Origin of the sequence: Micromonospora sp. NPDC049004, from assembly GCF_040649315.1 — a bacterium.
In the GTDB taxonomy this organism is placed as follows: domain Bacteria; phylum Actinomycetota; class Actinomycetes; order Mycobacteriales; family Micromonosporaceae; genus Micromonospora.
Window position 1 is genome coordinate 737856 of record NZ_JBEZFG010000003.1, and the last position, 12287, is coordinate 750142.

Consider the following 12287-nt stretch of genomic DNA (forward strand, 5'->3'; position numbering starts at 1 on the left):
GCCACCACGATGGACAGCCGAGTAGCACGTCCCGCGACTCTCCTGTTGGCGGCGCTGTGCGCACTGTTGCTGCTCGGCGTCGACGCGGTGCTGGGTACGGTCGCGCCGGTCCGCGCCGGTAACGCTGCCGCGACAGTCAGCGGCACTCTGACCGAACGGTCCGGCCGACCGGCTGGCCAGGTCAGGGTCACCCTCGCGCCGGACTCCGGCGCCGAGCATCCGACCTACTCGACCACCACGGACCGGGCCGGCCGGTGGCGGGTGTCCGGCGTGTCGGCCGGGCGCTACCGGATCACCAACCAACTGCCCGGCGTGTTCCGGCCCCGCTACTACCCGAGCCGGCTCGGGTTCCCCTGGGGAGCTGTGACCGTGCCGACCCGTGGCCGGCTCGTCGTCGACGACGTGCTTCCTCCGGCCGGTCGGATCCGGTTCGTCGCGGCCGACGCGGCCACCGGCGCCGAGGTGCGGAACTTCTGTGTGCAGGACCCGATGGAACTCGGCCTCATCTGCACCAGCCCCACCGGGACCTTCCCGAACGGGTACGTCGACCTGGAGGTGCCGCCCGGCCACTACCGATTCACCGGCGCCGCGAACGACGGCGTACACGAGGGCGGGATGGTCGAGGCGACCGCGGTCGCCGGGCGGGTGACCCACGCGACGCTGCCGGTCCAGCCACCCGGTAACGAACTGCGCGTGACACTGCGAGACCGGGCGACCGGCACGCCGGTGCCCAACGCGGGAATCATCGCCATCTCGGTGGACAAGCGGTTCCCCGACATCTATGACGCCAACGAGATCTCCGACGAGAACGGGGTGGTGCGGTTCCACAGCCTCCACCCGGACCGGTACAACATCTGGGCCGGCGGCTCGGCCGAGGGGCACGGCGCGCAGTGGGTCGGCCCGAGCGGTGGCACCGGCGACCGGACCAAGGCACTGACGGTCGCGCCAGGGCCCGGGATCACCACGCTGCCCGACATCCTGTTGGACCGGGCTGGGTCGATCACCGGGTCGATCACCGACGCGGTCACCGGCCAGCCGGTGTCGGTGACCGTCGCGCTGACGACCTACGATCCGTTCTGGTACGAGACCACCCGGAAGGTTCCCGGCGACGGCTCGTACACCTTCAGCGGGCTCGGCCCGTACGAGTGGTCACTGGCGTTCATCCCACCGGGCAACGGCGGCGCCAACAGCGTCTACGCCACCCAGTGGTCCGGTGGGGCGCCGAACAGCGTCAAGGCGACCCGGATCAAGGTCGTCGCAGGCGGCACCACCGTGGCGAACGAGCGGATGAGCGCCGGCACCGCCATCTCCGGCCAAGCCAACGGCCTCCCGGTGTACGGCTACGGCTACCCGGTCCACGTCTACAACGCCGACACCGGCGACATCGTCGCGGTCGACGAGAACGTCGAGGACGGCCGGTACGACGCCCGACTCGTGCCCGGCCAGCGGGTCCGGCTCTGCCTGCACCCCGACCGCTGCTACCCGGACTACGTCCGGCAGGTCGACGCGTCCGCCATCCGGGTGGGCACCTCGCCGTTCACCGTCAACTTTCCCGGCCGGCGGAGCTGAGCCGGGACGAGCACCGGCGCCGCCCGCGCACCCCGGTCCGGGCCGGGTCAGCGTTCATTGCCGACTTCCGCCAAGCGAGTGCGCAGGTCGGCAAGCTGGGACAACGTGTAGGCGCAGGTAGGGGTGGGTGCAGTTGAGGACCTCGGCCGGCGTAGGGCCGCAGGCGACCCCGATCTGCTCGTGGCACGCATCTGGGTGGAGTCCGCGCCAGCGTTGCCACCCGGCGCAACCGGGTCGGTCCGCTTGGCCCACTGTCCCCCGCCCTCTGGCGTGACCCGCGGCCGGGCATGACGATTACCATGCACGAGGGCCGGCCCGCGGTAGGAACGGCAACCGTCATCGAGGCATCGAATGCGCGTTGACATCAGCACGACCGGCGCAGGGTTGCTGGACCGTCGAAGTGCCTGGCAAGATCCGGACACGATCGGAGGAATCGAGTCCTCCGTCCGCCGGTGAGCGTGACACCCGAGCCTGGACCCGCCTCTGCTGATGTAGTCCGTTTCGCGGAACAATAGTTGACGTTGACCGTTGCCGATCTTCCGGTCGGGATCTCCGGCCTGTCGACCAGTGGCACCGCGACGGTCACCGCCACTCGCGCCCAGCTGCTTGCCTGACCTCCCGAGGCGCTCTGCCGCCCGGCAGCGCACCGCAAGCCGTTCAGCTGATTCGGCCGACTGAGGTCGGGAGGCCGGCGAACAGCCCAGCCTCTGTCCATATCGATTTCCGCCAGCGCTACCGAGGCCCCCACCTGCTTAAACGCAGGTCGGGGCCTCGGTATATATCGGGCCGCGGCAGACGATCCGAACTACGCCTTGACCCTGACCTGGTGGTTCTCGCAGGCAGAGGTCATCCGCGGAACAGCTTGAGCCAACTGGGCACGGTAGAAGTCACCACCGGGGCCGGTGTTGCGAGCATCTTGCACCCTCTCCACCAAGCCCGCCGCAGTTACGCCAGCGGACTTCAAGTCATCGTGAGCCGAGCGTTCGAACAGGGCGCCCAGCCGCTGAACCTCGTCGGCCGGCACAACCTTCCCTTGCCCTGCCCGAACCAGCACCCCAGCCGACCGACACCCCGTCAATCCCGGATCCTCATCCCCACGGTTAGCGAACTGCCAATAAGCTGCTCCGCCGCCTAGCAGGGCCAGGAGCACGACAGACCCGGCCGCCACCCAAACCCATCGACGCGAAGACGTGGAGCCAGCGGAGGAACCGGTGTCGGTTTGGGAGTCGACCACGCCAAATCTCGTTTCTCGTCAACAAAGGGGTCGGTAAGGTACCACCCGCCGAGCGCCCAAGGCCGCGACTGCCCATACGTAGTGCAGTCCGTACGAACAGGTGATGAAAGTGGGACCTCCGCGCTGGTGCCCAGTTGGTCGCCGAAGCGCAGATCAGCTCCAGGTTCAGCGATGGTGCCGATAGGGATCGCAGGCCCGACGCATTCGGGCCGCAGCAGGCCAGCAGGACGCCCCAGCCCGAAAGGAACCACTGCACACCCGCAGGCTCGGTCAACGCGGCATCGACGGCGCCGGCCGGGACCACAGCGGTCAGCGACGCGACCGCCTGCTCGCTGCGACGCCGGCTACCGATGATGTCGGCGCTGCTAACGCCTGAGGTCACCCAGGTGCTGCCGGTGACATGCTTCGACGCTGGCGTCGGCGCGCGATCTCACGCTTGCCCCGAGCCCGAGGAGCGGCACTTCCTCCATCGGTAAACCCAGCCGAGGCCATAGCTCCGCCAACCGCGCCCAATGCCCCCTCGCCAAAGGGCCCTGGCTGCTCGACGTATCCCAGGGCGACCAAGAGTCCGGCTCCTGTCGCCATGACGCCCGCAGCCATCAACGCAAGGTAGAGAAGTAGACGGGCACGCACTTTGTCAGTAGAGCAGGCCATCACAACCTGCACCGCGAGCTGCCGCCGGCCTTCAAGCAGTGGCCTTGCTGGATCTGCTTCGCCGATCCTCGATGTCGTCAAGCCGATCTCTCGCCGTGATCGGTAAGTGACCGTCGGTGCTCACGCTGATTGGATGCGACGGACAGGGCTGCTGGGAGTGATCTGCACGTTGGTGCTGGCCGGGCTGACAGGCTGCAGCCCAGCCACCGAGGGTGCGGTCGGGGTACGGCTGGACGCCGACGGCCGGCTGGTCGGGGTTTTCGACTGGTGCCACGGCGGGACCGACAAAATTGCCCTTTTTCTCGGCCAGGACGACGGCTCGGTCGGCGACGGCGTGATCGATCTCGAGCGGGGTCCTGGCCGGGCCCGCGCCGCAGAGGAAATCACGCTACTCGACCCGGGAGCCGGCTGGCAGACGACGCCGGCTCCGTCCGGTTTAGACGACCACAGGATCTACGATTTGCGCGCGTGGAACAGAGGTGGCGGCACAGTGGATGATTTCCCGTTCCGGATCAGCGAACTGCGCGGTCGGACCGGCTCCGCCGTGATCCTCAGCAAGCGGTGGGAGGGCGAGGCGCGCGGCGGCTTCGTCGCCGCGTTCTACACGCCCGAGGACTTCGCTCGCTACGCGGACGAGGTGTGCGACGGCTGACGGTGCGGCTGCTGCCCGTTCTTCGCCCGATCGCGACTGCTGTGGGCTGACGCTGAGCATCGCCGCTAGGCTGTTCGGCTCGTCGGCTGCGGTCGCTCGCTGTCTTGCACGTCGGCTCGGGTGTGGATGTACGGCTGGTTGTGCCAACGGCACGAGAGTCACGGGTGGCTGTCGATGACGACGGCGAATTCCTTTGGGTAACGCTCCAAGTCCTCAAGGTCGATCCAGTCCTCGCCTGACCGGATTTGGCGAAATCGGAACGCGGCAGTGGTGTCGTTGGCCAGGATGGAGCGCCGCCAGGTGTCGGGAGTCACCGCCGTTTGCACCTCGGCTGCAACGCAGTACTTGAAGAGGTACCGGAGGGGACGGGTGGGATGTCGGTACACGGGTCTGCGGTGACGTAGACGATGACTTCGTAATCGCGAATGTAGTCGGTGTACCCGTGATGCACGATCGCGCCGTCGAAGACGTCATCCAACGCCTGGATTAGCCGCGCGATCTCCATGCCCCGTTTTATCACCGCCGGACTCTGCCCCCGTGAGGCGGTCGGGCACCGGTCGATGGCGACCCTGGTCTTAGGAGAGCCAACGGGTACAAGTCGAACTCAGCACGCCCGCCGCCCGAAGCCGTACCAGCCCTGGGGAGTGAGAAAACCGACCAACTGCCCGCCCTCGCTCGGAGATCGACTGGGCTAGGCTTCCGCGACATCTTCTTGATCAGAGGAGCACCATGGCGACGATCCGCCGCAACGGGAGCGCCCGGATAGCCGCCGCAGCACTGTCGCTAGCCGCAGCAGCAACACTCCTGCTGTCAACCGCATGCACTGCACTAGCACCTACCGTGCCGGCACCGGCCAGCACGCCATCGCCTCGCCAGCTGCAAACACCAGAAACCCTCCTCGGGAAGCCCAAGAATATGAGCCGAGGTCTGACTAACAGACCAATCTCGCTGATCGAGAAGCTAAAGCAGGAGGTGGGAACACCCACCAGCGCGGTCGCCTGGGCGTACGGGGGTGAGACCGAAACCGCCGACGCGGTGCTCGTCACCGGCGCGTCGGGAACCGTCGATGACCCGGCAGCAACCCTCAAACGCATACTCACCCTCTACGGACGCGTCGAGACCAAGGCGGTTGACACAGGCCAATTCGGAGGAGAAGCCCGCTGCGGGAAAGGACGCGGGGAACGCGGCGGCTACATGACCATCTGCGGCTGGGCGGACAGTCAAACGGCCGGGCTCGTTGTCTTCGTCTCCGACCTCCCACAGGGCGACCCCACCGTCAACTTCCTCACCGCGCGAAGTGAGCTCGAACGCCGGACCACCTAACCTCAAGAGCCCACCCCGCGTTAACCCACAAACGGGTCTGCTGCACGAACAAATGAAAGTGTCAGTCACGCGGCCTAACTGGCTGGTCTGGTCCTGATGGTCTCGCAGCTCGATAGGGTCAACCGGAACCGGTCTGTTGCGTTGCTCGTGCCCAGGGATCGACGCAGGCTTGACGGGTGCAGCGGTCGAGTCTTCGTCGTCCCTGGTCGCCGCCGAAGTCGGCGTTCACCGGGTTCCGGTTCCCCGCGGGGGTGACCGTCGTGGCGGTCCGCTGGTACCTGCGCTACAACCTCTCCTACCGGGACGTGGAGGAACTCCTGGCTGAGCGCGGTGTCGAGGTCGACCACGTCACCATGTTCCGGTGGGCGCAACGGTTCACCCCGCTGCTGGCCGACGCTGCCCGGTTCGCCCGCCACTCCCCGGAAGGTGTCGTCCGCCCGGAAGGGCTGGTCAGGGCATTGCGCGTGGGATCGGCGTCTCAGATGACGGAACCGTGGCGGAGTCCGTCAAGCTTATTCGCGACGCTCCACATCGACCTGCTGCACGCCTGCAGACGTGGCCTCAGGCGAACCGAGACGCCTGCCGGCGCCAGCCATCCCCGGAGGCGGAAACGCCTGACCACTTCGACCTCTACTGGGAGTCACAGCGGTGAAGAAGCGGGGGGCTGGCCGGGAACGTCCCGAGCGCCGGTATCGGATCTCGCAGCTTGCAGACGGGTTCTGTCGCAACCTGCTGGTCGGCGCGCGTCGGCGCACATGTGCCGACGATCCGGTCCGGCAGCTCGGCTCAGAAACCGAAAGATCCTGGCCCGGGGATGCTTCGATGGGGAGGCTCTGGGGTCCTTGTGGACAGTTCGTCGGCTGGATTCGGCGGGTGAACCTGCGGCGGCGCTGGGCTCGGCGGTATGTACGGCTTCGGCGCCTCGCTGCGATTGACGAAGATGGGGGTGACGGCGCTCTTCGGGCCGATGGACACTCCGTCGATGTCCCGGACGATCAGGGTCTGGCCCGGCTCGGGAATCGGCAGGCGGACGCTGTGGGGATTGGTGAGGGTGATCGGCAGGTTGCGCATCGTGCGCTGCAGGTCTTCGCGGAAGGTGCTGAAATCACCGACGGTGCCGGAACGTGGGCAGAGATAGTCGGCCAGGCTCCTGGCCAGTGCGCGGTCGTAGTTCAGGAGATTTTGGGCCGCCGGGACGTCGGTCACGCAGCATTTGAAAGTGTTCCGCTGGGTGTTGCCGTTGCCGACCTGCAATCCTTCGACGGAGAAGACCCGCTCGAGGAAGCTGGGCGGTCGGCTCGTGGCCGAAAGCACCAGCGGCTTCGCCTTGACCGCCCAGCCCGAGATCCGTTGGAGCGACTCGACGAAATCGGTGCGTCGCGCCGCGTTGGTCGGGTCGGCCAGCAGCGCGGTCCGGGCGGCCTTGACTTCGAGACGAGACAGCACCCGCTCAAGGTCGAGGCTCGGCGTCGGGCCGCGGACTTCGAAGCGGTTGATCTGAACGTTGTGGTGGCCGACCTGGGCGCCCCGGGTCCGTTCAAACTTGATCGCAGGCGGAAGGCACTCCCGCAGCGCTGGCGCCGGCTCCTCGGCGGGTCTGGCCGGCGGTGGCACGTCGGTCTTCGCCAGGTTGACGCTCTGCAGCGCCGCCCGCAGCACTGGCAGCAGCGGCTGGGCGACCAGGTGGCGCCCCGGCGCGTTCAGGTGGCCACCGGCCGCCTGAAGCACGCCGTCGGTCTCCTCGAACTGCGTGGTCACGCGGGCGAACAAAGTCGCGGGAGCGGCGGTACCGGCGAGGCTCTCGAGCGCATCGGCGTCCAGGAGGCGCAGGACGAGCTGAGCTTTGGCCGTCACCACGGTGAGTTTCAGGACTGCCATGCCGGCGAGCAACCGCTGCCATTCAACCGTGGACTGTGCCGCATGATCGACGGTCGCGATCTGGATCTCGTCGACTGAACCGGACGCCCATATCTCGTCGACCGGTTCGTCGCCGCCGGACCAGGTCATCCGCCGCCGCGCCACCAGACGGCCGGTGGTGCCGGTGCGGAGCCAATAGAGGGTAACGTCGATGCGGTTGGTCATCGGTCTCCCCCTGGTCCGTACCACTCCTCCACGTCATCCGTGGTCGCCCGGCCGGCCTCGATCAACCGCACCACGTCGGCCCGAAGATCGTCGTCGCGGCTCTTCGCCGCATCGAGCGATGCGGCCACCCGGTCGAGCGCCAGGCGGGTCGCCCGTATCCACATCGCCAGGCCAAGTGCGACGATGATCACGACGAGGGTGAGGACAAGGGCAAGCCATGCCAGCCCGCGCCCAGCGTCCCGGCCCGGCGGGCCTTTGACCAGGATGGGAACGACCGACGGGGCAAGCGCCGGAGTCGCCGAGACACTCGTGAGGCCCTGCAACTCGGCGGCCGCCTCGGTGTCGCTGTGGTCGATGGCCAGGGCGGCCCGGAACGACGCGGTGGCGGCCGGGAGCTGTCCCGCCCGCCGCGCGGCGCGGCCTTTGGCGACGTAGGCGCTGGCCTTCGCTCGCAGCTCGCCGACGTGCTTGAGGCCGTCGTCGGCGCAATCGCCCTCGTCCGAGCGCTCCGCGGTGGCGTAGGCGTCCGCCGCCTGAGTTAGCTGCGCTGACTTGACCAGGCCGTCCGCGTAGTCGCAGAGGGGGGTGGCTCGCGAGCATGAAGCAATAGCCGCCGACAACAGGAGCAGCGGAACTAGAGCACTCAGACGCCGCAACCAGCCTCCCTACACGGTAGTCATGCGTACACACAAGGTAGTGATCGATGGCCATAGCTGGCAATGCCAGCCGTAGGTCGCAGCCCGCCGGGGCCCGTGAGTACGGCGTGCCGCTCGGCGACCGGCAGCGCGGTCAGCTCGGCGCGGGCGCGCAGCATGCTCAGCTTGGCCGGAATCTCCGTCTGCCGCCCGCGCGCTTCGGCGTGGGCGTAGTCGAACAGCGCCCGCTGCCGCTCGGGGGCGCTGGCGAGCCAGCTGTCCGGCGAGCCGTCGAAGTCGGCCGGCGGTTCGAGCACGTCGGCGTACGTCTTCCGGTCCGGGTGGGGCAGGTCGAGGATGTGCGGTCCTCGGAGACTTCATTCCCGTGCGCAACAATTACGCCAGGAGGGCATCGGTACGTGGAGAAGAGGGGGCTCGAACCCCTAAACTGCGGCCTGCCGGACCGCTGCTCTGCCAGTTGAGCTACAACCCCGTGGTCCGGGACCGGGGTGTCAAACCCCGCTTCTCTCGCTTCCAAAGCGAGCGGGTCAGGCGTCTCCCTCGTCGCGGAGGTGCTGCCCCCGGCCGGGGCGTGCAGGCGCCGGCTGGAGTCTTGCTATGCCATCCACCGTGGAGTTGAGAATCATCAGCGGTGGCCGTAGCCGGGACGAGAGCAGGGGCGACAGGATCCGAACCTGCAACCTTCAGTTTTGGAGACCGGTGCTCCGAGCTACGCGCCTGTGAGGTGTTTCGGTAACGAAACGCCGCCCTTCCCTGGTGAGGTGGGCAGCTTCGCGTATCCGTCTGCGCTATCCAAGCCGCCACCGCACCGGAATGCCGACGGCGGACCGATCGCAAGCAGCCTGCCCGTGCTTTGGCTCGCACCAGCACTGGCTCTCACAGCCGCATCGATCCAGGACGCGCTCGTGATTGCGCGCGTGGCCAGCGGCAGGGAGCGGACTTCTGGTAGCTGGAGGCCGGAGGTCCGGCAGTGCCCAGGAGATGGGCGCGAATCGCCCTCGCGTTGCTCCGGACGCGACTACGGTTGGACCAGTGGTCGACGACTCCAGAGCGGTGGAGGCACTCAAGGCGGATCCGACCCTGTCCGGGTTGCGCCGCTCCCTGGAGGCGTACTACGGCGACCCGGCCCGCGAGGCGGCGATGGACGCGTTCTACGCGCCCCTGGTTCGCCCAGGGGACCTGGTCTTCGACGTCGGCGCGCACGTGGGTGACCGGCTCGGCAGCTTCCGGCGGCTGGGCGCACGCGTGGTGGCCGTCGAGCCGCAACCGCTCTGCACCCAGGCCCTGCGCGCCCTCTACGCGGACGACGACCGGGTCACCGTGGTGGAGGCGGCGTGCGGGGCGCGTACCGGGCCGGTGCGTCTGCACGTCAACTCGGCGAACCCGACGATCTCCACGGCGTCGGCGGATTTCCTGCAGGCCGCCGAGGGAGCCGGCGGCTGGGAGGACGAGATCTGGGACGTCGAGATCGAGGTGGCCGGAACTACACTCGACACCCTGGTCGCGGCGCACGGCGTGCCGGGCTTCGTCAAGATCGACGTGGAGGGATTCGAGGACGCCGTGCTGGCCGGGTTGAGCCGCCCCCTGCCGGCGCTGTCCTTCGAGTTCACCACCATCGAACGGGACCTGGCCGCGCACTGCTTGGACCGGCTCACCCGCCTGGGCTTCACCAGGTTCACCGTTGCGCTCGGCGACGAGATGGCGTTCGCACTCAATGGCTGGCGGCCGGCGGACGAGGTGGCGGCGTACCTGCGGGCGCTGCCCCACGAGGCCAACTCGGGCGACGTCTACGCCCGCGCCCGGCCCGCCTGACCCTGACCCTGACAGAAACCTCGTCCGCCCAGGTCACGCAGCATATTCATACTCGTGAAGGATGCCACCCGACGGGTTTATGGCTACGCATGTTGAGGCAGGTGGTCTGGCCTGGATCGGTGATCGCCCGAGGCAAGGGGGGCGGTCGGGCGTTCACGATGCCCTGACGCGGCCGATCGGAGATATAGAACCGTCACCACAAAGGACTCGCCAGTATCCGCGCTGCCGGTGGGATCGGCGTCTCAGCTGACGGGAGCGGCCATTAGTCCGAGCTTCGCGGCTTCGACATGCCTCACCCATGGCCCGGCCACCTGCCTCGGTGGCGCCATCGCCAACAAACACCACAACTACCCGCCCGCCACTTCGGAAGACCGGTCCGCCGGCCAGCCCTTTCGCCCCCCCTGAGAGAGAATCGAAGAATGTTTGTCATCAGGGAACGGTTCTTTTCGATCGGCGACGACTTCGACGTCCTCGACGAGCACGGCACCAAGGTCTTCCACGTCGACGGCAAGGTGCTCAGCGTCCGCAACAAAGTCGTCATCGAGGACGCCTCCGGCCATGAGGTCGCCACGCTGCACCGGCACCTGGTGGCGCTGCGTCCCACCTACGAGATCCGGATCGGCGGCGAGAAGGCCGCAGAAGTCCGCAAGAAGCTCCTCACGCCGTTTCGCGACAAGTTCACCATCGACGTGCCCGGGCCCAACGACCTGGAGATGAAGGGCGACCTGCTCGACCACGAGTACGTGATCGAACGCGACGGCACCGACGTTGCCGTGGTCTCCAAACGGTGGCTGACGATCCGCGACACCTATGCCGTGCAGGTCACTCCCGATGTCGACCCACTACTCATCATCGGCAGCGTCCTCGCGCTCGACCTGGCCCTGGACCGCGACAAGAAAAAGGGCGACGAGGACTGACCCGTTGGACGCCAGCAGCGCTGCTCCGGGCCTGCTCGTCGCCGCCGCGGTCACCGAGATCGTCGGCGGCGGATCGCCGATCAACGAGGTGCGCATTTCCGGTGACCGTCCGCAACGGACACGGGCCAGGGCTACGAGACATCTCTTTGACGGCTTCAGGGTGGCGTGCTGGGGCCAGCTTCGTGGGCCAGCAGGGCGGCTTCAGTACGGGTGCTGCAGCCCAGCTTGACCAACAGCCGCGAGACATGGCCCTTGACGGTGGCCTCGGACACGTGTCGACGAGGCCCAATCTGGCCCGAATTCCGGCGCATTGACTGCAGGGCAGTGCCGGGGACCAGCCCTGTCGAGCCGAGCCCCGCGTAGATCAGCACACGATGTGCACTTCGCTGTCGCCGAAGAGGTCACCAGCCTGAAGGGCCTGGTCACGGCGTTGCCCGTGGAATCGGCGTCTCAAACGACGGAACCGCGGGGACTCCCAGCAAGCTCACCGCGACGCTTCACCTCCAGCGTGGATCCGCTGACCGAGGTCCGCCGGGTGCACACCCACGCGTGGTGGAAGCGGCTCTTGCTGATCGCTCGTCGGCCGGTGCGCCGATGGCTACCCGGCGGGCGAGCCATCAGCTCCACGCCACTCCTGGTACTCACCGGCTACCTGAAGTTCACTCGCTGTGCTCCCTCGTGGACGGATCGCCGGGAGCCCGAGCGGCTAGGTTGATCAGTGTCATCCGCCCGATCCGTCACCCGGAGAGGCCTTCGTATGCTTAAAACGTGGTTTGCCAGGGCCGCCGTTGCCGTCCTCGTCGCTGGGTCAGTGATCCTGACCCAGAACGCCCCGGCGCTCGCCCAGTCTCGCGAGGACCAGTACCTGGCCGGCGGCACAATAAACGGGCCGACCATGATCAGCCTCGCCACGAGAGTCTCTCTCTACGACGACCACGCCTCCCTCAGCACGAACGTCATGTTCGGCGCCAACGCGACGTCCGCCACCGGCTGCAAGATCACAGGCTGGTTGATCCTGCAGTACTGGAACTCGACCTCGACGTGGGAGGGTCCTCGCAACACCTTCACCTGCGAAGGCGCTCTGACCAAGGCCGGGACAGGAATCGGATTGTGGTGGGACAACTGGGCGGGATACACCAGCGCCGACGGCGCCCAGGGGCGGGTCTGCGTAGACCTGTACTACAACGGATCGGCCTCGTCCGGCTGGCAGCGCTGCTACACCGCCCCCGTCACCTGGGAGGGCTGACCCCGCGCACCGGTCCTGAAGCGGAACGGGCCGCCGGCAGTCCGGCGGCCCGTTGTGGCTAGCTGATTACCGCGGGCAAATCGCAGCCTGCTATCCGCTGCTGCGCCGCCACAAGGCAACGGATCATTGGTTGCCCCAGGCG

The 12287-nt window shown here is 67.7% G+C and carries 11 protein-coding genes and 1 pseudogene; 7 read left to right on the forward strand and 5 right to left on the reverse strand.

Features of this window, described 5'->3' with window-relative positions; translation table 11 throughout:
- Positions 1-9 precede the first annotated feature (9 nt).
- Positions 10-1569, forward strand: coding sequence for a carboxypeptidase-like regulatory domain-containing protein (locus AB0B97_RS12605; protein WP_357493163.1), 1560 nt, complete (start codon positions 10-12; stop codon positions 1567-1569).
- Between the two features lie 2021 nt (positions 1570-3590).
- Positions 3591-4109 carry a hypothetical protein gene (locus AB0B97_RS12610; protein WP_357493165.1) on the forward strand — a complete coding sequence of 173 codons (519 nt, stop codon included), beginning with the start codon at positions 3591-3593 and terminating at the stop codon, positions 4107-4109.
- A 158-nt stretch (positions 4110-4267) separates the two neighbouring features.
- Here AB0B97_RS12610 and AB0B97_RS12615 read toward each other — a convergent pair whose 3' ends face one another.
- Positions 4268-4423, reverse strand: coding sequence for a hypothetical protein (locus tag AB0B97_RS12615; RefSeq protein ID WP_357493167.1), 156 nt, complete (start codon positions 4421-4423; stop codon positions 4268-4270).
- Between the two features lie 415 nt (positions 4424-4838).
- On the opposite strand from AB0B97_RS12615, the gene AB0B97_RS12620 reads away from it, so the two are divergent.
- Positions 4839-5432, forward strand: a complete 594-nt coding sequence (locus AB0B97_RS12620) for a hypothetical protein (protein WP_357493169.1) — start codon at positions 4839-4841, stop codon at positions 5430-5432.
- 251 nt (positions 5433-5683) lie between these two features.
- A pseudogene (locus AB0B97_RS12625) lies at positions 5684-5797 on the forward strand (IS6 family transposase); the annotation flags it as partial.
- 421 nt (positions 5798-6218) lie between these two features.
- Here the strand turns inward: AB0B97_RS12625 and AB0B97_RS12630 are convergent.
- The 3 genes from AB0B97_RS12630 to AB0B97_RS12640 are packed head-to-tail and all read right to left on the reverse strand — an operon-like array spanning position 6219 to position 8466.
- The gene (locus tag AB0B97_RS12630) at positions 6219-7514 is read right to left on the reverse strand and encodes a hypothetical protein (RefSeq protein ID WP_357493171.1); all 1296 of its coding nucleotides are present in this window, start codon (positions 7512-7514) and stop codon (positions 6219-6221) included.
- Positions 7511-8170: a hypothetical protein gene (locus AB0B97_RS12635; RefSeq protein ID WP_357493173.1), complete on the reverse strand. Its 660-nt coding sequence runs from the start codon at positions 8168-8170 to the stop codon at positions 7511-7513. The genes AB0B97_RS12630 and AB0B97_RS12635 overlap by 4 nt, the downstream gene beginning before the upstream one ends.
- Positions 8171-8190: 20 nt before the next feature.
- Positions 8191-8466 carry a hypothetical protein gene (locus tag AB0B97_RS12640; protein ID WP_357493174.1) on the reverse strand — a complete coding sequence of 92 codons (276 nt, stop codon included), beginning with the start codon at positions 8464-8466 and terminating at the stop codon, positions 8191-8193.
- 736 nt (positions 8467-9202) lie between these two features.
- On the opposite strand from AB0B97_RS12640, the gene AB0B97_RS12645 reads away from it, so the two are divergent.
- Positions 9203-9982 (forward strand): FkbM family methyltransferase, encoded by a 780-nt coding sequence (locus AB0B97_RS12645; protein ID WP_357493176.1) that lies wholly within the window; start codon positions 9203-9205, stop codon positions 9980-9982.
- 419 nt (positions 9983-10401) lie between these two features.
- Positions 10402-10899, forward strand: a complete 498-nt coding sequence (locus AB0B97_RS12650) for an LURP-one-related family protein (RefSeq protein ID WP_357493178.1) — start codon at positions 10402-10404, stop codon at positions 10897-10899.
- Positions 10900-11054: 155 nt separating this feature from the next.
- Here the strand turns inward: AB0B97_RS12650 and AB0B97_RS12655 are convergent, their stop codons facing one another.
- Complete coding sequence (locus tag AB0B97_RS12655; protein WP_357493434.1) at positions 11055-11210, reverse strand: LuxR C-terminal-related transcriptional regulator; 156 nt, start codon at positions 11208-11210, stop codon at positions 11055-11057.
- Positions 11211-11710: 500 nt separating this feature from the next.
- On the opposite strand from AB0B97_RS12655, the gene AB0B97_RS12660 reads away from it, so the two are divergent.
- Positions 11711-12145, forward strand: a complete 435-nt coding sequence (locus tag AB0B97_RS12660; protein ID WP_357493180.1) for a hypothetical protein — start codon at positions 11711-11713, stop codon at positions 12143-12145.
- The last annotated feature ends 142 nt before the right edge of the window (positions 12146-12287 follow it).

Excerpts from the sequence above, each read along its gene's own strand:
- AB0B97_RS12605 (WP_357493163.1), top strand. The coding sequence starts at position 10 with ATGGACAGCCGAGTAGCACGTCCCGCGACTCTCCTGTTGGCGGCGCTG.
- AB0B97_RS12655 (WP_357493434.1), bottom strand. The coding sequence starts at position 11,210 with ATGCGCCGGAATTCGGGCCAGATTGGGCCTCGTCGACACGTGTCCGAG.
- AB0B97_RS12610 (WP_357493165.1), top strand. The coding sequence starts at position 3,591 with ATGCGACGGACAGGGCTGCTGGGAGTGATCTGCACGTTGGTGCTGGCC.
- AB0B97_RS12620 (WP_357493169.1), top strand. The coding sequence starts at position 4,839 with ATGGCGACGATCCGCCGCAACGGGAGCGCCCGGATAGCCGCCGCAGCA.
- AB0B97_RS12650 (WP_357493178.1), top strand. The coding sequence starts at position 10,402 with ATGTTTGTCATCAGGGAACGGTTCTTTTCGATCGGCGACGACTTCGAC.
- AB0B97_RS12630 (WP_357493171.1), bottom strand. The coding sequence starts at position 7,514 with ATGACCAACCGCATCGACGTTACCCTCTATTGGCTCCGCACCGGCACC.